Source organism: Streptomyces chartreusis, assembly GCF_008704715.1.
Lineage (GTDB): Bacteria > Actinomycetota > Actinomycetes > Streptomycetales > Streptomycetaceae > Streptomyces > Streptomyces chartreusis.
The window spans coordinates 1,433,742-1,455,217 of record NZ_CP023689.1; the positions used below are offsets into that span (position 1 = coordinate 1,433,742).

Annotated in this window: 24 protein-coding genes; 3 read left to right on the top strand and 21 right to left on the bottom strand. The window is 69.0% G+C overall.

Annotated features, from left to right (window positions below; all coding sequences use genetic code 11):
* Positions 1-4 precede the first annotated feature (4 nt).
* The 20 genes from CP983_RS05720 to CP983_RS05815 all read right to left on the bottom strand — a co-directional run bounded on the left by CP983_RS05720 (position 5) and on the right by CP983_RS05815 (position 19,561).
* On the bottom strand, positions 5-2,866 hold the full coding sequence (locus CP983_RS05720) for a phage tail protein (RefSeq protein WP_150498766.1): 2,862 nt from the start codon (positions 2,864-2,866) through the stop codon (positions 5-7).
* 3 nt (positions 2,867-2,869) lie between these two features.
* Positions 2,870-4,084 (bottom strand): hypothetical protein, encoded by a 1,215-nt coding sequence (locus tag CP983_RS05725; protein WP_150498767.1) that lies wholly within the window; start codon positions 4,082-4,084, stop codon positions 2,870-2,872.
* A complete protein-coding gene (locus CP983_RS05730; protein ID WP_150498768.1) occupies positions 4,084-8,676 on the bottom strand; it encodes a hypothetical protein in 4,593 nt (1,530 codons plus the stop codon). The genes CP983_RS05725 and CP983_RS05730 overlap by 1 nt, the downstream gene beginning before the upstream one ends.
* Positions 8,677-8,679: 3 nt before the next feature.
* Positions 8,680-9,057 carry a hypothetical protein gene (locus tag CP983_RS05735; RefSeq protein ID WP_150498769.1) on the bottom strand — a complete coding sequence of 126 codons (378 nt, stop codon included), beginning with the start codon at positions 9,055-9,057 and terminating at the stop codon, positions 8,680-8,682.
* An 11-nt stretch (positions 9,058-9,068) separates the two neighbouring features.
* Positions 9,069-9,488, bottom strand: a complete 420-nt coding sequence (locus CP983_RS05740) for a hypothetical protein (protein ID WP_150498770.1) — start codon at positions 9,486-9,488, stop codon at positions 9,069-9,071.
* 41 nt (positions 9,489-9,529) lie between these two features.
* Complete coding sequence (locus tag CP983_RS05745; RefSeq protein WP_150498771.1) at positions 9,530-10,090, bottom strand: hypothetical protein; 561 nt, start codon at positions 10,088-10,090, stop codon at positions 9,530-9,532.
* A 3-nt stretch (positions 10,091-10,093) separates the two neighbouring features.
* Positions 10,094-10,291 (bottom strand): hypothetical protein, encoded by a 198-nt coding sequence (locus CP983_RS05750; RefSeq protein WP_150498772.1) that lies wholly within the window; start codon positions 10,289-10,291, stop codon positions 10,094-10,096.
* Positions 10,288-10,518 (bottom strand): hypothetical protein, encoded by a 231-nt coding sequence (locus tag CP983_RS05755; protein ID WP_150498773.1) that lies wholly within the window; start codon positions 10,516-10,518, stop codon positions 10,288-10,290. Before CP983_RS05755 ends, CP983_RS05750 begins: the two co-directional genes overlap by 4 nt.
* A complete protein-coding gene (locus tag CP983_RS05760) occupies positions 10,515-10,982 on the bottom strand; it encodes a hypothetical protein (protein ID WP_150498774.1) in 468 nt (155 codons plus the stop codon). The genes CP983_RS05755 and CP983_RS05760 overlap by 4 nt, the downstream gene beginning before the upstream one ends.
* Positions 10,979-11,350 (bottom strand): HK97 gp10 family phage protein, encoded by a 372-nt coding sequence (locus CP983_RS05765; RefSeq protein WP_150498775.1) that lies wholly within the window; start codon positions 11,348-11,350, stop codon positions 10,979-10,981. Before CP983_RS05765 ends, CP983_RS05760 begins: the two co-directional genes overlap by 4 nt.
* Before the next feature lie 110 nt (positions 11,351-11,460).
* Complete coding sequence (locus CP983_RS05770) at positions 11,461-11,790, bottom strand: hypothetical protein (RefSeq protein ID WP_150498776.1); 330 nt, start codon at positions 11,788-11,790, stop codon at positions 11,461-11,463.
* Positions 11,790-12,236 (bottom strand): hypothetical protein, encoded by a 447-nt coding sequence (locus tag CP983_RS05775; protein ID WP_150498777.1) that lies wholly within the window; start codon positions 12,234-12,236, stop codon positions 11,790-11,792. The genes CP983_RS05770 and CP983_RS05775 overlap by 1 nt, the downstream gene beginning before the upstream one ends.
* Position 12,237: 1 nt before the next feature.
* A complete protein-coding gene (locus tag CP983_RS05780; RefSeq protein ID WP_150498778.1) occupies positions 12,238-12,615 on the bottom strand; it encodes a hypothetical protein in 378 nt (125 codons plus the stop codon).
* Between the two features lie 66 nt (positions 12,616-12,681).
* Positions 12,682-13,596, bottom strand: coding sequence for a phage major capsid protein (locus CP983_RS05785; protein WP_150498779.1), 915 nt, complete (start codon positions 13,594-13,596; stop codon positions 12,682-12,684).
* 138 nt (positions 13,597-13,734) lie between these two features.
* A complete protein-coding gene (locus CP983_RS05790) occupies positions 13,735-14,454 on the bottom strand; it encodes a phage scaffolding protein (RefSeq protein WP_150498780.1) in 720 nt (239 codons plus the stop codon).
* A gap of 54 nt (positions 14,455-14,508) precedes the next feature.
* Positions 14,509-15,525: a hypothetical protein gene (locus tag CP983_RS05795; RefSeq protein WP_150498781.1), complete on the bottom strand. Its 1,017-nt coding sequence runs from the start codon at positions 15,523-15,525 to the stop codon at positions 14,509-14,511.
* The gene (locus tag CP983_RS05800; RefSeq protein WP_167537651.1) at positions 15,525-17,057 is read right to left on the bottom strand and encodes a phage portal protein; all 1,533 of its coding nucleotides are present in this window, start codon (positions 17,055-17,057) and stop codon (positions 15,525-15,527) included. Before CP983_RS05800 ends, CP983_RS05795 begins: the two co-directional genes overlap by 1 nt.
* Before the next feature lie 44 nt (positions 17,058-17,101).
* On the bottom strand, positions 17,102-18,652 hold the full coding sequence (locus CP983_RS05805) for a hypothetical protein (RefSeq protein ID WP_150498783.1): 1,551 nt from the start codon (positions 18,650-18,652) through the stop codon (positions 17,102-17,104).
* A 1-nt stretch (position 18,653) separates the two neighbouring features.
* Entirely contained in the window at positions 18,654-18,896 is a 243-nt protein-coding gene (locus tag CP983_RS05810; RefSeq protein WP_150498784.1) for a hypothetical protein, read from the bottom strand.
* Entirely contained in the window at positions 18,893-19,561 is a 669-nt protein-coding gene (locus tag CP983_RS05815; RefSeq protein ID WP_150498785.1) for a hypothetical protein, read from the bottom strand. Before CP983_RS05815 ends, CP983_RS05810 begins: the two co-directional genes overlap by 4 nt.
* Positions 19,562-19,672: 111 nt before the next feature.
* On the opposite strand from CP983_RS05815, the gene CP983_RS45175 reads away from it, so the two are divergent.
* Entirely contained in the window at positions 19,673-19,861 is a 189-nt protein-coding gene (locus CP983_RS45175; RefSeq protein WP_425282252.1) for a DUF7218 family protein, read from the top strand.
* A 614-nt stretch (positions 19,862-20,475) separates the two neighbouring features.
* On the opposite strand, the gene CP983_RS05825 is transcribed toward CP983_RS45175, so the two are convergent.
* A complete protein-coding gene (locus CP983_RS05825) occupies positions 20,476-20,871 on the bottom strand; it encodes a hypothetical protein (protein WP_150498787.1) in 396 nt (131 codons plus the stop codon).
* A gap of 105 nt (positions 20,872-20,976) precedes the next feature.
* On the opposite strand from CP983_RS05825, the gene CP983_RS05830 reads away from it, so the two are divergent.
* Positions 20,977-21,225: a hypothetical protein gene (locus tag CP983_RS05830; protein WP_150498788.1), complete on the top strand. Its 249-nt coding sequence runs from the start codon at positions 20,977-20,979 to the stop codon at positions 21,223-21,225.
* A gap of 55 nt (positions 21,226-21,280) precedes the next feature.
* Complete coding sequence (locus tag CP983_RS05835; RefSeq protein WP_150498789.1) at positions 21,281-21,475, top strand: hypothetical protein; 195 nt, start codon at positions 21,281-21,283, stop codon at positions 21,473-21,475.
* The last annotated feature ends 1 nt before the right edge of the window (position 21,476 follow it).

Here is a 21,476-nt window from a genome sequence, read left to right on the forward strand (position 1 = left end):
GTCCTCAGATCCTGAAGCACCAGAAGTAGACCGCCCATGCGCCGCTGGCGGCCGGGCTGATGGTGAGGGTGAAGCCGGTAGTGTCCGATGCCGTGATCGCATATGAGTGGACGATGTCGTCACGGATCGATGTGATCGGCAGCGGCTGTGTGAGCATGGTCGGGCCATAGGTTGCGCTGAAGCTGGTCGCCCCGGATGTCGCGTTGACGCTGCCTGTGAACAGGCCCTCGTTGCTTTCGGCGGCGGCAAAGTCACGCCATCGACCGAAGTGCCTGGTCTGATTCGACTGGAAGTAGAACTGGTTCGTCGTGGCGTCGGTGCCGTCGTTCCATCCGATCCGTGCGGTTGACGTGGTCGCCAGGTAGATGCCGCCGTCCAGACCGTCGGAGTGGAACCCGGAGTAGAACACGTCGGGTTCGAGGCGGACGAAGCCGCCGCGGCGGTCCTGCCCCTCGGTGACGATGGCGATCTCACTTGTGTTGGTCGAGAGGAAGACTCGCGCGAAAACGTCGGTGCCTCCGCCGTCGTCGAAGAGACCGCTGTTGACGCCGATGTTGGAGTCGGTGCCGCCGCTGCTGGCGTTGATGTAGGCGTAGTTGCTGCCCTCGTTGGCGAAGAACCGCAGCTCTGGGAGGAATGTGGCGGTCGGGTTGATCTCAAGGCGCTTGCCTGACGAACCGGAGACGAGCTGCCCGATGATGGATACGTTCCCGGTCGCGGCGTCGGCAAAGAAGGTACGGTCACCGCCTGCGTTGTAGGCCTCGAATCCGGACGCGGACATCTCCGCGCGGGGTCCGGTGTCGGCGGTCTTGAGGCGGGCCGCGACGACCCAGTCCGCCAGGATTGACCCGGCGGTGACCTTGGAGACGGTCAGGTCGGAGATGTGCGCGTCGTCGATGAGCAGGGCCGTGCTGGACGCGGCTTCGGACGGGCCGGACTTGTTACCGGCCTTGTCGACCGCGACCACTCGGACGTACCGGGTGGAGGTCTCCTCGATCTGCACGGTCGCGACGACGGGGATCTGAGCCTGGATCATGCCCGCCGTTGCACTGACCTTGCCCTTCAGCGTGCTGGCGGACGGGGTGAAGTAGGGCTCGTAGTCGACGTGGATCTCAAGATGCTGGAGGTCGGACTCGAGGTTGAACGTGCCGCCGCTGCTCTTGCCGAGCTCGTGCGTGATCTGCAACGCGATCCGCGACCCGGCCACCGACGGCGCGGCCGGTGTGCTGGGTGGGATGTTGTCGGACGTCGCCACGAACGTCGTCGTCGCGCTCCAGGCGCCGACGTTGCCCGCCTTGTCGACGGCGCGGATCTGTACGTCGTAGCCGATCCCGGGTGAGAGGTCGAGGAGTTCGGCGGTGCCCTGATCCCACCCGACGGTCATGTACTGCCACTCGGCGTTCGGGGCCGCGAACGGCTGCGCCCAGATCTGCATGTCCTGCCAGCGGACCTGGGAGACCTGGGACCAGGTGGCCGGGTAGATCATGTCGGTGTCGATGGCGAAGCGGACGTCGTAGTGGTCGCCGTCGAGCACGGTCGACCCGTCGACGTTGAGCGGGGCGTTCCAGGTGAGGATGACCCGGGCCCGGGTGTAGCCGCGGTCGTCGAGGTACGCGGCCCCGACGAACGGCTCCACGAACGTGGGCACACCCGGGATGCTGGTGTCGGTGTTGGGGCGGGAACCGACCGGCTCGGTCCCCGCCGCGGTGAGGGCACGCTGGATGTCGCCGACGGTCACGGAGACCGTGGTGTCGGTCTCGGGCACGAAGTAGCGGGACAGGTCCCACCAGGTGCCGTCCCCGGCCCGGTAGGCGACCGTGTACGCGTCGGTGACCGACCACTGGACCTCGGTGACCTGAAGCTTGATTGGGTTCAGGCGGTGGCCGCGAAAGGTGACCTCGTTCGCGGTGTCGACGAGTCCGGCGTCCGGGTCGTACACCCACACGTAGTCGCCGACGTCGAACGTCCCGTGGATGTCGTAGTCCGCGGTGCTGAGGGTGAGGGCACTGCGCGTCGACGTGAATCTGTTGAGCTGGAGCTGGGCGCGCGTGTTGGCGTTGCCGGTGGACGTGTCGGACTCCGACACCATCCGCGTCATCACCAGCGCATTGCCGTGGATGTCCTTGTATCCGGTGGCCGGGAAGACGTTCGCCGACCCGGTCGCGATGCTCGCGCCCTCACCCTCGGCGAGGAGCAGCACCCGCGTCGAGTAGTCCTCCACATCCCGGGTGACATCGGTGGATCCGACCAGGGCGCGCATGGCCATGTCCTCGCCGGCGCCGCGGGTGACGATGATGCACTGCGGTGTGGTGACGTACAGGTCGCTCTCGGGGCCGGCGTCGAGGGTGCCGTTGCCGTTGACCCGCCACGACACCGGGACCGACTCGGTGGACATGGTGTCGCACACGTAGTCGATCGCGGCGCGCGGCGTCTCGTACTGGTGGCGGCCGGTGTACTGGCCGGACACCGAGTGGATGGTGCCCGCGGTGACCGCCCCGGAGGCGGGCAGCAGCATGTTGATCGTCGTCGCGAACGTCGCACTGGCCGGGGCGATCGCGTTCTCGAAGACGTCGCCCTTGTCGTCCTCGTCGCCGAGCCACATCGCCATGCCGACGCCGCCGACGCTGAGGTCGTCGCCGACGGCGTTGGTGCGGCCGTCGTCACCCCAGGTGCGGGTGCGGACCACGCCGACGTAGCGGGCCACGTCGAGGAGCGCGTCGCCGTACTGGGCGACGGGGATGTTCCGGCCGGGCACGATCGCGACATGCCCGAAGTACTCCAGGGCATCGAGGGTGTCGCGGGGGATACCGGGGGCGAGCTTGATTTCCCAGGAGCCTAGCTTGCGGACGGCCTCGGAGACGGACACCAGTCACCTCCTCACGGCGTAGGTCGACTCCGCCAGGCAGGCGATGTACATGTTCCGCAGGTCGGTAGCGGCGTCACCGGACACGGCGGACGATCCTCCGGCCTCGACGCCGAGCCAGAAGTCCAGGGCCGCGGTGGCGGCCAGGGATACGCCGCCGTTGGCGTGCGCGGTGAAGGTGTGCGCGGATCCGGCGGCAAAGCGGTTGCCGTCGAGGTCGTTGCTGGTGGCGCGCACGTACCCGGACGCGGCGAAGCTGGTGTTGGTCTCCAGCGTCTGCCGGTACACGGCCAGCGTGGCCGCCGACCCGGATTGCAGGTAGCCCTCAACGAACCGTGAGCCGCGGCGCAGTGTGAGGTCGAGGGTGGCGCGGCCCGGGCTGCGGCTGGCGGTGAGGCGGATGATGCACTGCTCGGGGTCGTTGCGGAGGATGCTCGCCGCATCCCACGCCGCCATCGTGCTGCCCCCCACCGTGACGTTCCAGTACTTCGAGTGCCAGCCGCCCCCGGTGTACGCCTGCACGTCAAGGACGCCGGCCGACGCGGACGGGATGACGTTGACGAGCCCGTTGGACATGGCCCAGTCGTCGGCGGGCAGCGGCCGGTCGGTGCCGTCGACTTCGTAGGCGGACGCTGAGGCGGTGTCGTTGATGCGGACCCGGCCGTCGAGGAAGTCGCCGGGATCGCAGCCCCACCGGGGCGAGGTGTTCGCGGGCACGCTGCGGTAGACGGTGATCGCACCGTCCGCCCCGGTCCGAGTCATGCTGGTCGGACTACTGGCGCCGGTGTAGTAGGCGTAGTGCCCGATCGGCGGCGCGTGCCAGCGCTCCCCCAGCAGGCTGAAGTCGTTGTCGCGGACCGTGCCCGTCAGCCGGGACTGGAGGTCGATCTCACCTTCGGACCCGAGCCGCTCCAGGTTGATCTTCCAGTTGGCGGTGGCCACGTCGCCGACGTACTCGGTCCACGTGCTGTCGGCGTCCTTGACCTGGTAGTAGCCGTTGCGTTCCGGCTTGTCGGTGAAGGTGACCGCGATCGGGGTGCCCCGGTCGAGGGCGTTGATGCTGTCGTGGACGGCGACTACGTCGGCGCGGGCGCGCGGCGGCCACGACTCCTGCCCGTCCAGGGCGAGGGTGCGGGAGTCCCCGCCGGCCTCGGCCGCGGTGAATGTCTCCCGCAGCGTGAGCCGGCCGAGCCGTACATCGCCCCAACCGAAATCCGCCATCAGGCACGCTCCCTGTCAAACTTGCGCAAGGCTTCCTTCATCTCGACTACGAGCGCCCGCGCCGCAGCGCGCCGGTCGGCCGGGCTGGAGAAGTCGAACGTGCCGCTCACAGTGATGTTCTCGATCTTCACGCTGCCGCCCGCCCCGCTGTTGCTGACGAGCCGCTCGAAGAAGGCGTTCTGCTCCGGCGTGAGGATCCGCTCCGGCCTGCCGGTCGCGTTGACGGCCATCGTCGCCCCAGGCTGGAGCAGGCCGCCACTGTCGAACTTCGCGGCTGGCGCGAAGCCCCAACGGCTGGTGAAGAGGCTGTCCTTGTAGGAGCGGGCGCCCTTGCCGACGATGACGCCGTCCCCGCCGCGGCTCTCCACGTTGACCCCGGCGATCGTGCCCGCCGTGTGACCGACACCGGCGTTCGTGATTCCGATCATGAAGGGGGAGTTCAGGTTCCGCACCCAGCCGCCCGGGCCGCTGCTTCCGGAGAATGCGCCCGTCGCCCACCGGCGGTGCGGCCGCTCACCCCGGATCACAGACTCGATGGCGGACATCAGACCCGAGCAGTCCCAGCTGGGGTTTCCGTTGCCCGCCCACTGGTACGGCAGCCCGTTCTGTGTGCGCACCCACGACAGAGCCCGCTGCACCGCAGGCCCCCCGGCCGCCTTCTTGTCCTCCTTGCCGAACCACGACAGCATCCCGTCCAACGCCTTGTTCGACAGGCCGCGCATCAGCGAGCCGACGCCGCCGCCGGGGATCTGGTTGATGAGCGGCCGCACCATCGAGTTGATCGCCTTCTGCGCGGCCGCCTTCAGGCCGCCGACGACGATGTTCTTCGCCCAGGAGGCGACGGAGCCGATCGCGCTGGTGATGGAGCCGACGATGCCGCCCTCGGCGAAGTGCTGGGCGCCGGCCTGCTGGCGCGTCTTCTCCTGCTGCTTGGTGGGGTTGCCGCCGGTGCGGGTGGGCTTGTCCCTGCCGAGCATGGCGTCGATGCCTCGGTGTCCGCCGAGTTGGGCGACCTGCTGGTTGGACAGGATGCGCTCGCCGGGGGTGAGCATGGCGGGGACGGTGTCGCTGTTGCCCTGGCCGGGGACGACGCCGCCCTTGTTGAAGCCGAGGCTGATCGCGGGCAGGGTCAGCTTCGAGGAGATCTTCCCGGCGATGGTGTTCCACATGGAGCGGATGCCGCCGTACACGTTCTTGATGACCCACTTGACCGGGGCGCCGATCGTCGACTTGATGCCGTTCCAGATCGTGCCGAGCGCGTTCTTGAGGTTGGTGAACGCGGACCGCATGCCTGAGCTGAACTCGGAGATCTTCGAGCGGACCGTGGAGAAGATCGACGACACCTTGTCGCGGGCGCCGTTCCACAGCGAATTCCACGTGCTGGTGATCGCATTCTTCAGTCCGGTCACGCTGGCCTTGAAACTCGTCCACGCGCTGGTCACTGCGTTCTTCAGGCCGGACCAGAAGCTGTTCCACTTCTCCCGGACGCTGTTCCACAAGCTGTTCCAGGTGCTGACCAACCAGTTCTTCAGCCCAGTGAAGATCTCCTTTGTCTTCGTCCATAGCGACGTGAACCATCGGATGATCGCCTTGACGAGGTCGGGGATGACCGAGTGGCCGACGAGGAAGTCGTACAGCCAGGTGAATTTGTCAGCGACCCACTTCACGGCGCCGCTGATCTTGTCGACGAACGTCGTGATCCAGCCGATGATCGTCGTGATGACCGGGATGAGGATGCCGATCGCCCCGGCCAGGATCCCCGTGAACATCTCCGCCAGCTTCACGATCAGCGGGATCAGCGGCGTGAGGACCTGGATCGCCAGGTTCGCCAGCGCCAGCGCCAGCTGCGACAGGGGCGGGATCAGCGGGATCAGCGCCGTGATGATCGGCGGGAACAGCGGCGCCAGCTGCGCCACCAGCTGACCGAACATTCCGACGATCGGCAGGAGCGCCGCGATCACAGGCTGCAAGCCCGACACCAGCGCGCCCACCAGGATCGACACGCTCTGCCCGATGGCCGGCAGGTACGGGGCCAGCGCCGAGATGACCGCGGCGATGAGCTCGCCGATCGGCTGGAGCAGCGGGGTGAGCTGCTGCGCCAGGTCGAGGAGGATGCCACCGATGTCCTCGATCACCGGCAGCAGTGCGTCGATGATCGGCATCAAGGCTTCGCCCAGCGATGCCGCCAGTTCGGCCAGCACGGGCCCGAACTTCTCCGCCAGTTCCGTCACCACCGGGGCGAGCGCGGCCAGCAGCGGCAGCAGCGCCTCGATCACCGCGCCGAGCGTGCCGGCCACCAGCTTGGCGACCGCGTGGACCGCTTCGAAGATCGACGTGAGTGCCTTCTGTACTTCCGGCATCTCGGTGATCCGACGCAGTTCGGCGAACATCGCGCCGAGCGATCCGAGTGCGTCGCCTCCGCCCGCGGCAGCGGCGTCCATGATGTTGCCGAAGGTGTGGCCGATGTCGCTGAGCAGGTCTTTGAACTGCTTCGCCGTATCGATCGCCCGGTTGATCGACTCCTCAAGCGAGCCCGACGCGAGCCCCTTGCTGATGCGCTGCGCCCAGCGGTCCGTGGTCTCCGCCACCGCATTCGTCAGCCGTGCGAACGCGGGCGCCGCCGCAATGGAGATCTGCGACAGGCCCGTGATGATCTGCGCGGGCAGCTTCGACAGCGGCGCCAGGCCGCCGTTGAGGCTGGCAAACAGCTGCCGCATCTGCCCGGTCTTCGCCAGTTCGATGACCGCGTTGGCGGCGTTCTTCGCCATGAGGTTCAGCACGTTGGCCGTGCCCACCAGGCCGTCCCGCAGCGGCGGGATGATCGTGGTCGACATCTCGGTGAACTTCTGCCCGAGCCCGGCGAACAGGGCGTCCTGCACGTCCAGCTTCAGGCTCCGCCACGCTGCGGCCTGCGAGAGGACCGCGTTGACGAACTCCTGGGCGACCGGGGACAGCTTGGCCATGGCCTCGCCGAGCTTGTTCGTGGCCGTCGCGCCGGAGGTCTGCGCGTCCGCGAGGGCCTGCGCTGCGACCCGGGCGGCTTCCTGGGCGTCGGCGATCTGCCGGGCCCCGTCCTTCGCGGCCTGCGCTGCCGCGGCATGGGCGTCGGCGACGTCCCGCTGTGCCCGGGCGACCTGCTGCGCGCCCTCCTGCTGCGTGCGCGAGGCCTCCAGTTCCGCGTCCCGCAGTGCCTGCGTGCGGTCCGTGATCTGCCGGGTGGCGTCTGCGATGTCCTTCTTCGCGCCGGTGACCTTCTCCGAGCCCTCCACCCCGGCCGCGTTCGCCGCTGCGGCGTCCTCTTGCAGCCGCGCGGTCTCGGTCTGCTGCTCCTTCAGTGCCTGGACGGCCTTGTCGTAGGCGAGCTGTGCCTTGTCCAAGTCCTCCTGGCTGGCGGCGGCGCCCTTGGCCTTGACGGCGGCGAGTTCCTGCTCGGCGTCCTGGAGGTCGAGGACGCGCTGCCGCTGGTCCAGTTCGGCGCCGACGAGCCGGTTGTTGAGGTCTTCGAGATCCTCGGCGGCCTCACGGCGGGCGTCGTTGAGGTCTTCCTGCGCCTCGCGGGCGGCGCGCTGCGCGTCGGCGAGGTCCCGTTCGGCGTCCGCGACGGACTGCGCGGCCCGCCGGTTGGCGTCGGCGACGGACTGGACGGTGTTCTTCAGCTCCAGCTGGGCGTCCGCGATGTCCCGCGCGGCCCGCACCCGAGCTTCGGCGGCGGCGACTTCGGCGTCCTTGACGGCCTGCTGCGCCTTCGCCAGCGACCGCTGTGCCGTCTCGACCTTCCGGGTCGCGGACTCGGCGGCGCCGGCGGACTTGGTGGCCGGGGCGAACGCGGCCTTGAACGCGTCGCCCATCCCGGCCGTGCCGAGCTTGATGACGGTGAACGCGGACGCCAGCGACAGGATCGCGGGCGCTGCGAGGGATGCGGCCGGGCCCATCGCCGCGATCGACTGCCCGAGCGCGGCGAGGGTGGGCAGTGCGCCGACGATGATGGAGGCGAGCATGGCGATCCGCGACGACAGCATGCCGACCCCGCCGGCGGAGCTGCTGGCGCTGCCTCCCAGCCCGGCGAGGCCGGCGAGGCTTCCGAGCATGCGGGCGCGGACGTTGACGGTGCGGTCGCGGGTGAGGAACCGCAGGGACGCGTTGGCGTCGGCGGTGTCGGCGCGGGCCTGCACGGTCATGGTGCGCCGGCGGACCAGGTTGGCGATGCTGTCCGCGGCGACGCGGGTGTCGACGTCCAGGCCGATGCGGACGGTGCGGCGCTGGGTGAGATTGCGAATCTCCTGCGCAGCCACACGGGTGTCGACCGACGCGCGGATGTTGACGACGCGGTCCTTCGTCAGCTCGTCGAGCTTGGCCCGGACCCGCTGTGCGGATGTGGTGGACAGGTCGGCGTCGATGACCGCTTTGAGGACAGTGCGGGAGTGCTGGTCGGCGAATCGGCGCAGCTTCGCGAGGGCGACGGAGTCATCGAGGTCGAGGGTGACCGTGGCCTTGTTCTTCGACTGGCGCAGCCGCTGCATGGCCCGGTCGTAGTTCGACTCGTCGGCCGTGACCTCGACGTAGCCTTCGGCGATGCGGAATGCGCCTGCCACGGTCTACCCTCCCTGCCCCACGCTGACCACGCCCGGGAATTTGGCCCGGAGCTGGGTCAGGCTCAGCTCTGTCACGTCACCCCGCTCTGCTGGTGCGGGGCTGCTGCTGCGGGTTGGGGTGGTGCTGCGTGCTGGTTCGCGGCGCTCGCGTTCGGCTTCGACGCGGGCTGCCATCACGCCTTGGTAGGCGGTGAGGCGGTGCGCGAGGGCGAAGTAGCGGCGGGCGCTGATGTCGACTTGCTCAAGGTCGATGCGGTAGATGGCGAGGAAGTCGGCGTCCAGGTCGTCCTCGTGGTCGAGGACCCAGCTGACCTCAGCGATGCGGTCCCAGACCGGTTCCGAGAGGTCCGTCCGGCCGAAGCGCTCCCGTAGGAGCCGCATCCACTCGGGGGTTACCGGGTCGCCGCTTTTCCCTCCTTCTTCTCTCCCTTGCCGAGGGAGAGGTCGATGACGATCTGGATGATCTTCTGTAGTTGGTCGTCCTTCAGTGCCCGCGACGACTCCAGCGCTTCGTAGGCTTCCGCCCCGAGCACGCGAGTGAGGAGGGTCGGGGCGGCGAACTGCTCGCCGATCTCGCCTGCTGTGCGCAGGTACTGGAGGGCTACGCCTGGCGGGATGTCCTTGGGGATCGTGTACTCGGTGTCACCGATGTAGAACAGCGGGACGCGCTCTTCCGGAACCTCGTCGTCGGCGGCGATCCGGATCGGCTCGAAGTCGAGGTCTCCGGGCGCGCTGCCGTTGACGGGCTTGGCCGCCGCCCTCTTGCGGGCGGCGGTCGCCTGGCGGGTGGAACGACTGGTGGTGGATGCCATGGGTGGTGCTCCTCGGGTGGGCAGGGTCAGGGGGCGACGGGTCAGGTGACTTCGTCGACGATGTGGAAGGGCTTGATGCCCTCGGACACGTAGTGACCTGCGAACTTCGCCGGGACCAGGGTCATCTTGTCCTTGGTGTACGCCTGCTCGACGCTGTCAATGTTGAGCATGCGGCGGCCGATCACCCGGCGGGTGAGCTGCTCGGGAGCCAGGCCGTCGAGGATGATCGCGAAGTAGTCCGGCTGGTTCGCGCTGGACGAGACGTCCGGGTCGAAGGACTTGTAGCCCACGCCCGACGCGGCGGTGCCGCCGTTCAGGACGATCGCCAGGTTCTCCAGCGTCGCCTCCGCCAGGGAGGTCTCGATGGTGAAGTCCTGCTTGGTGCGGCGCGACCCGACGCGGAGGGTGATCTGGTCGACCTCCAGCTCCACGTAGGTCTGGTCGATGACGAGCTTGACGCCGTCCTGGGTGCCGCCCAGGTCCGTCCACGACGACGCCGGGGGCGCGGTGTTGACGGCGGTGTCGGCGGGCTCGGTCGCGCCGAAGTTGCCCTTGTACAGGGTCGCCGGACCCTGCACCAGGTTCGTTGTGGTGACGGCCATGGCTTAGTTCTCCTTGCTGCGGGCCGTGCCGGAGACGGCGGCGGGCTTCTTGGTCGCGGGCGGGGGCCCGGCGTCAGCGAGAATCCCGGAGGGCTCGTCGTCGGCGAGCAGGAGCTTCTGTCGCTTCAGGTCGAGGTACTCCGCCTCGCCGACCTCGATCGGCTGGTCGGGTCGCATGGTGGTGCGGACGGTCCGCGTCATCGGTAGGCACTCCTCACGAGCGGGAACTGGTGGTGAGAGAACTGCGGATGGAAGCGGAGCTCCAGGCAGTCCTCGGGGCGCAGACTCGGCGGGCACGGCACGACCCGGATGTCGCCGGCCAGCAGGAACTCCAGCTCAGCCCGGTCGCCGTGGATCAGCGTCTTGCCGTTCCAGCTGAGGAGCTGCCCGTGCGGGGTGTTCTCCTGCACGGCCCACATGCGGGTCATGACGGGACCTCCGTCCATGCGATGACCAGGCCCGGGATGTCGTAGCGGGCGTATGGAGAGGCGTCGTCCGGGACCCGCCGTGGATCCCCGGTGGTGTACGCGGACTTGACCTGCACGTCGGGGAAGTTGCCCGGCAGTGACAGGCGGGTCTTCGGCACGTTGTCGTGGTCCAGGCACGCGGCGACGATGGCCTCGGCGAGGTTCGATGCCTGCCCCCACGGCGGCTTCTGTGAGTCCGGGTTGACGGCCCAGCAGCTCAGGCCCATCACGGGGGTGCGCAGCGGGACGTAGATGTTCGAGGAGCCTCCGGCGACAACGTGGGTGACGAACCCTCCGTTGGCCCAGGAGATGGTGCCGTCGTCTGCGGGCTTGGGCAGGGTGGTGGCGACACGGTCTCCGACGACGGTCTTGAGCCAGGCGGTGGTCACCAGTTCCGGGGTGGCGTGCAGGACGGGTGTGCTCATGCCGTCCTCCTCTGGAAGAGGGCGGGGCGCAGGTACGGCATCGGCGGGGTGCCGGGGTGGTTGACGCGTGCGACGGGGTGGTCGGCGTCCGGCCAGTGCAACGCCTTCTTGGTGCTGGGGACGATGACGTGCGGGCCCGTTCCGAGTTCCACATCGGTGGAGTAGTTGCAGTCCAGTGAGCCGACGCGCAGCACCTTGTCGTGGCATTCGGAGCGCAAGGAGTCGTGCAGGCGGCCTGAGCGCTTGTGCACGTAGTCGCGGGCGTCGCCGAGGATGGCGGGGCCGATGGTGTCGCCGAGCCAGTCGTTGATGGCTGCGTCGACGTGTGCGCGTGCGGAAGGGTCGATCCGCACACCGGATCGCGCCATGGCCGCCTCCTCTCCGAAGGTGGTCGTCGTGCTCGATGGCCGCCCGGTCTCCCCGAGCATGTGGCCCTGTTCGGTTGTCGCCTTCTTCCTGCTGTCAGGAAAAAGGCAGGTCAGGTAGTGCGTCGGAGGTCGACGCGCCGGTCTACTTGGATCGCCGGGTTCGCCATCCCGGAGACGGCGTCGACGATGTACTTGTCGCCGGTGCGTTCATCGAGGACCCGGTCGTTGTCGGTGATGTCCGTGCCGGCCGGTACCCGGGCGACGGCGTAGCGGACGGTGCGCGGGGTCGGGTTCTCCCTGCCGGACACGCGTCGTGTCTGCTCGACGAGGCTGGCCGGGATCCCGGTGGCGATCGGGGTGTCGGTGTCCCGCTCGTCCCCGAACTCGTCCTCCTCGGTGCCACGGAGGATGGTGACCTTGGTGGTGGCGATCGCCTGCATCACGGCCCCCCGCCGGTCGGGGCCCAGACGAACGAGTCGTCCGAGCTGTCCGAGAGCGGATTACCGACGGGGAGGCTGGCGCTCTCGACCGCCGAGCGGATGTGTACGGTCCGCGACCGCATCCACGACACCCTGCGCAGGGCGCGGGCCGCCATGGGTGCGAGGACCAGGCCGTCGTCCTTCAGGCTGGACGACACCTGGTCCTGCTGGATCTGCGTGGCATCCAGCCGCGTCTCCAGCCCGAACTGGCCTGCCGCCCATGCTGCCTGTCGGGCGACGGCCCGGCCCAGCCAGTAGAGATCCCGCGTCCGGATCCGCGGCGTGTCCTCGTACACCCGGCCGCTGAAGATCTCGATGTCGTCCTGCGCCTGGGCAAGCTGCTGGACCGTCACCGACACGCCGGTGACGTTGTTGACCTGCTGCACGGTCGCCCAGGCGTTGACCATGTCAGTCGCCGCCCTCGATCACGTCGCGGGGCGTGGTGGTGTCTGCCGGGTTGTGGTCGACCGACGCGGGGACGGTCTCCACGGAGTACGTGAGCGTCAGCGACTTCCCGTCGCGGTGCTCGACGGAGCCGTCGAAGGACACGTCGCCGCGCGGGTGCAGGCCCCGCTGGATCGCCTCGTTCACGGTGCCGGCCTTGTTCGCGTCGTGCGCGTCGTCCTCGTCGGTCCACTGCGAGGCAAGGACGACGAACTCCTTGACGAAGCTCATGCCCTCGGCGCCGTCCGCGGTGCGCTCGTCGACCTCGACCTCAGGCTCACCGGCCTTCGCCGGGTGCTGCTTGGCGCGTGCGCTGCTGGCGGTCTTCTTCGCTGCTGCCACGGCTCACCTCCCTTGCGTTGCTGTCGCGCCGCCCGGAGCCGTCGGGCGGCGCGACACGAAGAGGGGTCAGCCGACGAGGATGGAAGCGCCGGCCGGGTGGCCGTAGGCCCAGCCACGGCGGGCGCGCATCTTCAGGATCGACTCGTCCGTCAGCGCGGACAGGCCGTCGCGGCCGTCGATGAACACGGACTCCGGGCCGGACCGACGGCCGAGGAGCATGAGCTCCGGGTTGACGAACGCCATGATCGGACGGCCCGACGGTGCGGCGCTGGCCGTGGCGTTCAGGCGTGCGCCGAGGCTCCAGCGGACGGGAACGTTGAAGATGGTGTCCGGGGTGCCCGCAGTGCCCTCGACGAAGATGGGCCGGCTCTCGCCGTCCTTCACACCGCGCAGGAACTTCCTGAACGAGGTGTGGGCGATGGCGTAGGTGTTGCCCGGGTCGAAGTAGTCGCCGGTCTCGACCGCGCCGACGGCGGTGGAGAACTCGTCGTAGGTCGGGGCGTTCGCGGACGCGGCGGTGGTGATGTTCGCGCCGCCGGTGTACCCGAGGTCGGAGTCCGTGGTGTTCAGCAGCTGGTAGAGGCTGGTGAACGGGATCGTGGTGCCGTTGGACGCGGCGGACACCGCGAGGCACGCGTTGTCGATCATCTTGGCGTAGGACTTGCCCCAGCCGAGCATCTTCGCGTTGATGAGGTCGGCGACCGAGTCGTCGATGTCCTCCTCAGCGAGGCGGACGGCCTTGCCGAACTTGCGGGCGGTAAGCAGCACTTCGTCGTTGAGGCTGACGTCCTCGCCGTAGGTGCCGCCCTTGGCGACGACGTCGACGCCCATGCCCGCGGTGCGCGGGACGTGCTTGGTGTCGGACCCCATGGTGATCGGGGACGCGAGGGCCTCGACGGCGGAGATCTGGAGTACGGCCTGGATGACCTGGGATGTCTCCCACTCTTCGGGAATCCAGGCTTCAGCGGTGTTGCGTGCCACGGGAGCCCTCCTGCGGGCGGCGTGATGGGGAATCGAGTCGTGGGCTCGGGCCCCATCACGGGCGCCTTCGCAAGCAAGGGCGGTGGCCGGCTCCGATCACCGGAGCAATTCACCTGGTGACGAATATACCTCCGGGTGTCAAGCCCTGCCGAGGATCCGGGCCGCGTGCAGCTCCGCCGTCGACTTCGGCTTCTCGGCGGCCGGCGGCTTCGGCGCCCCGGTCGGCCGGGGCTTCGGCTTGGGCTTGTCCTGCGGCAGCAGCTCCGGGTACTCGGACTTGACCCGGTCCACCTCAGCCTCGGCCCCGACGAGGTCCCCCTCGTCGTCGACGCTGATCGCGTCCCAGTCGATGAGCTTCATCAGCCGGTCCGGCGCCGTGAACCCCGCCTCCGCCAGCGCCGCGCGGACGCCGGACTTCTTCATCGGCTCCCGGAACCGCTTCTCGCCCTCCTCGCGCGCCTCGCGCAGGGCCTTCTCGTGCTCCGTCTCGCCCGCGCGGGCGGCTTCCTCCAGCTCCTTGTTGCGGAGCCGGTGCCGCTTGCCGTCGTCGTTGGACTTCTTCAGCGCGGCCTGCGTCCGCTCCCACTCCTCCTTAGACGGCGGCTTCCACGGCTCCGGCTCGGTCTTGCCCGCGGGCGGCTTGGGCTTCGGCTTGTCGTCCGGCTCCGGGGCGGGATCGGGCTCCGGGTCCGGGTCGTCGGCCGGGTCGGGCTCGGGGTCGTCGTCGACGATCACGTCCGGCTCGTCGTCGTCGGCGCCGCCGGCGATGATGTGGATCGGCCGGCCATCGGCCCGGTATCCGAGGATCGAGCCGGGCGGCCGGGTGATGCGGCGGCGGGTGGTGGTGTGGATGCCCATCTGTGTTCTCCCATCACGGGGTTGGCGGCGGCCCATCGTCGGGCCGCCCGGGGTCTATGCGGCGGCCGGGAAGCGGCCGTTCCTGACGGCGGTACGGGCGACCGTCTGCACCGCCGGCAGCAAGTCATCGACGGTGCGCAGCAGTTCGCGGGCGGCCCGGATACGGACGGTCGTCGACTCCGAGGGGCGAGCACGGCCGTAGCCGATCGACCGCTCGGCCTCTCGGCGCAGAGCCTCCGGGAAGGCGATGCCGACCGCGGGCCACCGGTTCGACCAGGGCACGGTCCGGCACCGGCAGTGCTGGTGCAGCGGCGGCCCGGGCACACCGGCCGCCCGCAGACGGCGCTGTCGGGGGTCCCACGACAGGCCGCCCGGGAACGACTCGTCCTGCTGGACGATGAGGCCGCTGTAGGCGAGGCAGCGCACGCAGGCGTCGGCCTCGGCGACCCACAGCCGCAGGGTTCCCGCCGATCGGGCGACCGCGTCGAGGCCCTCGGCGACGGCGGCGGCCGTGACCCAGGCGATGTGGCCGCGCGACAGCGACACCGCCGCGCGGGCCGCGCCCAGTCCGGCCAGTACGTGCGACCAGCGCGAGACGTTGCCGCTCGCGAGCATGTGCAGGGCCCGGTCCCGGCGTTCGGTGACCATGTTGGCCAGCCGTGCGGCCTCGGCCCGCAAGTTCCGTGACGGCTGCGGGATGGCCGGGACGCGGAGCCGTCGGCCGGTCGCCGCGGCCATGAACGCCGCGCCCTGCTGCGCGCCGAGGGTCACCGCATCCTCCACTGCACCGGTGAGCGCCGCGGTGGCGCGGGGGCCGAGCGCTCCGAGGATGCGACGGACGGCCGCGCGGGCGGCGGCGAGGAGCCGGCGCAGCAAGTCCCCTGCCGTGGCGGGCCGGTTGGGGCCGCCGAAGGCCCGCGTCCACGCCGTCAGCGTCGCCTCGATGAGGCGCTTCAGAGAGCGGTCCGCGGACCCAACGCCGGCAGTGGTGATGCCGTCCTCCAGCGCGGCGACCTCGTCGGTGTGCTCGACCTGGACCAGGCGCAGCAGGTCAGCGGACTCGTAGGCCATCAGCTGTCCTCCTGGGCCTGCGCGAGCGCCTCCAAGTCGTCGATCGCGCCGGACATGAGCGCGGTGACCTGCTCGCTGGTGATGACGCCGAGCGCGGCCGCAGCGCCGAGCTTCTGTGCGGAGTCGGCGAGGGAGGCGAGGACGTCGACGCGGCGCTGAAGCTCGGCGTCGTCGGTGCCCGTGAGCCAGGCGTCGACCTGCTCGGACCGGTAGCCGGCCTCCATGAGGGCCTGGCGGCGCGGCACTCCGGCTTCGATCTTTGCCTTGACGGTCTGCCAGCCCTCTGCGGAGGAGACGGAGCGGGCGGGTACCCAGTCCACGGTGACGACCGGATCCTCGACGCCGAGGCGGCGCAGGGCGAAGGTGATCGCTTCGTGGAGGCTGGCGCCGTAGGAGGTCTGCCGGTTCTCGACCTTGCTGATGTAGGGGCCGTCTTCCTCGCGGTAGGACTCGCCGGACCGCTGGGAGGACTGCGGGTCGAACATGCGCAGCGGCGTGTCCGTGATCTGCGCCATCGCCCGCACGTTGAACATGATCGGGTCGAGGAACACGTCCGGGTCCGCGGCAGTGAACTGGCCGACAGCCTTGTAGCCGCGCAGCAGCCACATCTCGCCGGGCCCGGCCTTCAGGCTGGAGTCGTCACCGGAGTCGGACGGGCCGGTGCCCGCGTCGTCGGGCGGCCAGTCATCGTCATCGAAGTCGCCGGGCTCCAGGTCGGACGTGTCCGTGGTCGCGGTCTCGGTGAGCGCGTACCGCTGCGGGGCACCCTGGTAGTCGACGGTGCCCATGTGCGTGGCCTGGAGCTTGGTGATGGCGTTCTGCGGGCCGTAGGCGCCGTAGTGCTCCGGGACGCCGTAGGGCCGGTCGGTGCGGAAGTGGAAGACCGGCTGTTCGTTCCAGTCGTGCTCGATCAGCCACGACTCGGGGTCTTCCTCGTCGGCGGGCCAGTGAGTCCAGTCGGCGGCCTTGTCGCCCTTGGAGTCCTTGCCGGTGGTCCACCGTTCGGTGCGGTCGTCGTAGTACAACTCGGCGCGATGGTAGGGGCCCTCGCACCACTTCTTGATCGTGTACGCCTTGCGGCGGGGGTTGTCCTCGGCGTAGATGACGCGGACGGTCTGCGGGGAGTTGTAGAACATCTCGACCCGCACCACTTTGCCGGCGTCGTCCTCGACCGGGACGACCATGAGGTAGGCGTCGCCGTACTCGCAGCCGCGGCGGAACAGGTCGGGCAGTTCGAGGTTGAGCTGGTTGTCCTGCCAGATCTTGGAGATGAGGTCGTTCGTCGCGTCGTCGGGGCTGGTGATCGAGGCGACCTTCAGCCGGTGGGCGACGGCGTTGACGGGGGTCTTCGCGAAGTTGAGGTCGAAGTCGATCTGGTGGGCGGCGAGGGCGCGGCGCAGGCGGGCGCTGGTGAAGACTTCGGGGACCTTGCCGTCGTAGTAGGTCTGGGCCTGGTCGTAGCCGGGGCGGGCCTCTTTGAGTTCATCGATGCCGAACATGAGGTCTGTGCGGTCGACCGTCTCGTCTTCCAATGCGACCTCCCCAGTCAAGGCAAGCATACGCAGTCACCTTCGAATCAAAGGTAGCTTGCGCTACTAGCCTTGGATACTTCTCTCTGCTTCGTCGGCAGGAACCGTTTGACCGCACTGCCCACCGCGTCCACAAGGTCGTCATGCGGGGCTCTCGGGAAGGCGCACATCTGCTCCTCCAACTCCCGCAGCCGGCGGGCATGCAGCACCCGGCCCCGCTGGTAGTGGTTCAGGACCCCCTCGGCCCTGGTGAACTTCGGTTCCGACTGCGACACCGTCTTCACCTTGACCGGCATGTGATGAAACACGGACTGCCAGGTGTCCTGACCCTGGTTCACCTCGAGCAGGATCAGCCCGACCTGCGGCCACTCGTCGAGGAGCGCCAGGACCCGCTCCCTCATATGCACCCCGGGCGGGATCTTCACGGCCAGCGCCTCATGCACGGTGCAGCGGCGCGCCTGCGCCGACCACGACACCACGGCCAAGCCGGTGAAGTCGGAGCCCTTCTTCGCCGTGACCGCGGGGTCGATCGACAGCATCATGTGCGTGACCGGATCCGGGCCGTCCGGGCCCGGGTAGCGGAAGTCGTCCGGCACCCACAGCGCACCGTCAGCGCCCATCGGATCGTTGGCATAGTTCTTCGCGAACGACCGCGTCGCTTCGATGGACTTCAGGTAGCCGATGGGCCACTTCGCCGGCCACACGCTGCGCTCGTAGCCGCCCGCCGTCTTGATGATCGGGGGCGTGTAGTGGGCGGCGAAGCCCTCCTCGCTGATCCATGCAGCGGTCTCGACGCCGCGGGCGTGCTTCACCAGCTGGTGGACGATGCTGCCCGGCATGGTGACTGTGCCGGAGATGACCACCCTCGCGTACACGTTGAGGGGGAGGATCGAGTCGACGAGGGTGGTGCGCCGCTTCCGGGCCAGCTCCAGCGAGTACGACGACTCGTCCGGTTCGATGTCGTCGCACAGGATGAGGTCGGGTCGCCGTTCCTCGACCTTCATGCCGAGGTTGGAGGAATCGATGCCGCGGGCCGCGAACACGAATCCGTTGCGGGCAATGAACATGGACTGGGTGTCGGCGACATTCCCGCCCGACGGCCGCTTCGCCGGGCTGCACAAGTCGGGAAAGTCCTGGCGCAGCAGCGGGTTCGTGTCCAGCTCCCGCTTGAAGGTGCTCAGGTGCGTCTCCGCCTGGGTGGCCGAGGACGCGAACGCCGCGGCGAACCTGACGTGACCGTGCGCCGCAGCCCACATCGGCAGGATCAGGAACCACCAGGTGGACTTCCCCATGTTGCGGGGGGCGATGTAGGCGTCACGGTGCACGGCCGGCTGCCTGGGCGGCCGCACCCAAGAACGCGCGGCGCGGCACCAGTCGAGGTGGGCATCCCCGAACGTGATGCGCCCTTCGGCATCGCGGAGATGGTGGCGCAGGTAGGTGAGGCCGAAGAGGAGAGGGTCGAGACGTGTGAGCGTGCGACGGCCTTCAGGGTTGGCGAGGAGCTTGGCGTCGAACTGGGCAAGGTGGGCTGCCAGGCCGAACGTCTCGGCGTCGAGGCCGCCCAGGTATGCGGGCGGTGTGCGGGTTGGGGCCGTCACGTCAGTTGCCTTCGTCGACTTCGACGTCGAACTCCTCGACCTCTGTCTCGACGCGCAGCATCACCATCCCGACCGGCGGCGGGACGTCGCCGTCGTCGCGGCGGATCCGGATTGGGGCGACGATCTCGTAGCCCTGGAAGGTGAGCCGGTCGCGGAGGTGCTGGGTGAGGGCGGCGCGATAGCCGCCGTCATGCTGAAGCCAGGACGGGACCAGGGAGTTGAGGTAGTAGCCGCTGCGGGTCATCCGTCGCCGCCGTCGATGATCTGCTGCTCCTCCAGTTGCATCTGCGCCTTGGCGTCGCGGAGCATCTCCTGCAGCTCGAGATCCTGCTGCGTGGTTTCGGTGACGGTGGCGTCGACCTTGACGGGCATGTCGAGGCCGAGGATGCGGCGGAGGGCCTCGCCGTTCCGGAGCCGTGCTTCCTCGATCTTCACGAGGCGGTCGATGGCGGCAAGGACGGGGCCGTCGTCGAGGAGAGGGACGCCGTCGTCGAGCTTGATGATGCGGCCATTGTTGACGGTGATGTGCTCGCGCTCCAGCACCTTGTGTGCGGCTTCCTCGAGGCCGTCGAGGCGGGCGAGGGCGGCTTCGATGCGGGTGACTTGGACGGCGCGCCATTCGTCGACCTTGGGGTCGATGCGGCGGGCGGCTTCCTCGCGGATCATTTCTTTGGCGGTGGTGGCGCTGATCCGGTGGCCGCCGGTGGGCCCGTTGGGGTCCTGAGTGAGGGCGTCGATCTTGCGGATGCTGAGGCCCTCGAGCGTGAGGTCGAAGACGATCTCCGCGTACTCGGCGCGCTTGGCGCGGTTCCTGCGCTTGTATGGGTCTGGTCCGCCGGCCATCACGACTCCCTCGGATCCATTGATTCGTTTGACAATCACTGTCAATACCTTCGAATCGTAGGACATTGAGGCCGATTAGTCGCCCACTCCCCTACCACGCCCCGTCCTTGAGGGGCACCATGGAGGACATGGCAACGACGATGACCGCCGCGCACCGACGCCCCGGCGAGCGCTGACATGGTCTCCGCGAAGGGCGGCCGCGCCGGATTCGTCTACCGAACACGCTGGGACACGTACAGGGCCCTGCGCCGGAAGGGCATGTCGAAGTCGAAGGCCGCCAGGATCAGCAATGAGGGCGTCGCCCGATCCGGGCGGTCCGCCATGGCCCGCAAGGCTGCACGCACCCGCAGACGTAGCAACCGGTGAGATGAGACCACCCGGATGGCGGGTTGGGTGAGACCCCCGGAGTATGTGGCGCTCCGGGGGTCTCGACATGTTCCCGGGGCGGGGGCCCGTGTGCGGCGGTAGCCTTCCGGAACTGCGCGCAGGGGGTGCGTGCGATGAGCCGGGGGGCTTGTGATGGCTGGTGGCTGTCGTGATTGCCGGACGTGCACGATGCCGGGGTTCGGCCGGCTGGGGCAAGACTGGATGGTGGGGTTCCTGCACTTGTGCACAGCCGGCATCAGTTGGGTGTTGAAGCGGGGCACGGCGTCGCATTGCCCACAGTGCAGGCACCTTCGGTCGCGCCATCGGACCAGGTCCGACGGCTCATACATCGACTGACGGCGACATAGGGGCCGACTCTGCAAGGGGGCGGGCCTTTGCTGCGCCTACTGACCGTAGGCGTCGGACGGGTCGTCGGGCTCGCCGGGCCGGCAGTCCGGGTCGTGTGGGCAGCGGGAACAGCAGCGGTCGCAGTCGCACGGCATCGACTACTCCTCTTCAGTGTCGTAGTCGAGGTCGCGGTCGCCCCAGAGGCGGTCCCAGGCGGCGGCCTCTTCGGGGGTCTCCTCCCACGCGGGGAGCGCAGTGGGGTTGGTTCAGGCGGCCTCCGTGTAGGCGGCCTGGAAGAGGGCGGGCTGGGCGAGGTGCTTGGTCTGCTTGTAGCTGACGAGTCCGATGTAGAGCGCCATGTCGAAGGGGCTGTAGACGTGGACGTGGATCCACTTGCCGGTGGTGCGGTGCTGCACCCAGCAGCGGACGGGCTCGGTGCCGGTGGCGGTGATGAACGCCTTCTTGACGTGGCGGCCGTACCAGGACTGGTAGCCGTCTTTGAGGTCGCTGGCGCCGAGGCGGTCGAGGATGTCGCCGGTTCGGACGAGGCGGCCGGCTTCCAGTTGGGCGGCGATGCGGCCGCTGCGGGCGCGGTAGGCGAGGGCCTTGGTGACGCGCTGGGCTGCGGCGTGGGTCCGGCGGATTTGGGTGGTGACGTTCATGCGCGGGTCCCCCTGAGCGGTTCGTTCTCTGTGGCTACACAGTATCCATAACCGTGTAGCCACACAAGCTATTCGGGAGAGAAACCCTGTGGGAACATTGACCGCATGACCGACGCCAGCGACCACACCTTCGTCACCCGCTTCCGCATCCCCCGCCGCATGTGGGACGCCTACGGAACCGCCACCACGCGACAGGGCGTTGACCGCAGCGCCGACCTCGTCGACCACGTCCGATCGTTCATCGAGCAGCACGGCAACGACCGCGAGCGCGCCGAGCTCAAGGCGGCCGAGCAGGAGCTCGCCGAGCGGCGAGCACGCAAGGGTGGCCGCCCTAGGCGGGAAGTCGACCAGTAGCCCCTGATTCACCCAATCCGCCCCGCTCCCCCACCTCGAGGGCCACACTGCCGGTATGGCTCTGAGGTTCGCGGTGCAGGCGGATACCGAGGCGGAGTGCGCCCGCGGACTCGCCGAGCTGTGCGACCGGTTGGGGTTGCGGCCGGCGATGATGCCGCGGCTGCTGACCGACGACCGGTGGATGGCGCGGGCGGTGCCGGGCAAGCCGAAGGCCCCGGCCGAAGACCGGGGCCTGGAGGATGCGAGCTGAT

What these genes read in the sequence shown, in the direction of transcription:
- CP983_RS05755 (WP_150498773.1), bottom strand. Translation starts at nt 10,518, where the DNA reads ATGACCCGCATGTGGGCCGTGCAGGAGAACACCCCGCACGGGCAGCTC.
- CP983_RS05815 (WP_150498785.1), bottom strand. Translation starts at nt 19,561, where the DNA reads ATGTCCTACGATTCGAAGGTATTGACAGTGATTGTCAAACGAATCAAT.
- CP983_RS45175 (WP_425282252.1), top strand. Translation starts at nt 19,673, where the DNA reads ATGGTCTCCGCGAAGGGCGGCCGCGCCGGATTCGTCTACCGAACACGC.
- CP983_RS05770 (WP_150498776.1), bottom strand. Translation starts at nt 11,790, where the DNA reads ATGCAGGCGATCGCCACCACCAAGGTCACCATCCTCCGTGGCACCGAG.
- CP983_RS05795 (WP_150498781.1), bottom strand. Translation starts at nt 15,525, where the DNA reads ATGGCCTACGAGTCCGCTGACCTGCTGCGCCTGGTCCAGGTCGAGCAC.
- CP983_RS05825 (WP_150498787.1), bottom strand. Translation starts at nt 20,871, where the DNA reads ATGAACGTCACCACCCAAATCCGCCGGACCCACGCCGCAGCCCAGCGC.
- CP983_RS05725 (WP_150498767.1), bottom strand. Translation starts at nt 4,084, where the DNA reads ATGGCGGATTTCGGTTGGGGCGATGTACGGCTCGGCCGGCTCACGCTG.
- CP983_RS05750 (WP_150498772.1), bottom strand. Translation starts at nt 10,291, where the DNA reads ATGACGCGGACCGTCCGCACCACCATGCGACCCGACCAGCCGATCGAG.
- CP983_RS05760 (WP_150498774.1), bottom strand. Translation starts at nt 10,982, where the DNA reads ATGAGCACACCCGTCCTGCACGCCACCCCGGAACTGGTGACCACCGCC.
- CP983_RS05765 (WP_150498775.1), bottom strand. Translation starts at nt 11,350, where the DNA reads ATGGCGCGATCCGGTGTGCGGATCGACCCTTCCGCACGCGCACACGTC.
- CP983_RS05835 (WP_150498789.1), top strand. Translation starts at nt 21,281, where the DNA reads ATGGCTCTGAGGTTCGCGGTGCAGGCGGATACCGAGGCGGAGTGCGCC.
- CP983_RS05740 (WP_150498770.1), bottom strand. Translation starts at nt 9,488, where the DNA reads ATGGCATCCACCACCAGTCGTTCCACCCGCCAGGCGACCGCCGCCCGC.
- CP983_RS05745 (WP_150498771.1), bottom strand. Translation starts at nt 10,090, where the DNA reads ATGGCCGTCACCACAACGAACCTGGTGCAGGGTCCGGCGACCCTGTAC.
- CP983_RS05830 (WP_150498788.1), top strand. Translation starts at nt 20,977, where the DNA reads ATGACCGACGCCAGCGACCACACCTTCGTCACCCGCTTCCGCATCCCC.
- CP983_RS05810 (WP_150498784.1), bottom strand. Translation starts at nt 18,896, where the DNA reads ATGACCCGCAGCGGCTACTACCTCAACTCCCTGGTCCCGTCCTGGCTT.
- CP983_RS05790 (WP_150498780.1), bottom strand. Translation starts at nt 14,454, where the DNA reads ATGGGCATCCACACCACCACCCGCCGCCGCATCACCCGGCCGCCCGGC.
- CP983_RS05735 (WP_150498769.1), bottom strand. Translation starts at nt 9,057, where the DNA reads ATGCGGCTCCTACGGGAGCGCTTCGGCCGGACGGACCTCTCGGAACCG.
- CP983_RS05775 (WP_150498777.1), bottom strand. Translation starts at nt 12,236, where the DNA reads ATGGTCAACGCCTGGGCGACCGTGCAGCAGGTCAACAACGTCACCGGC.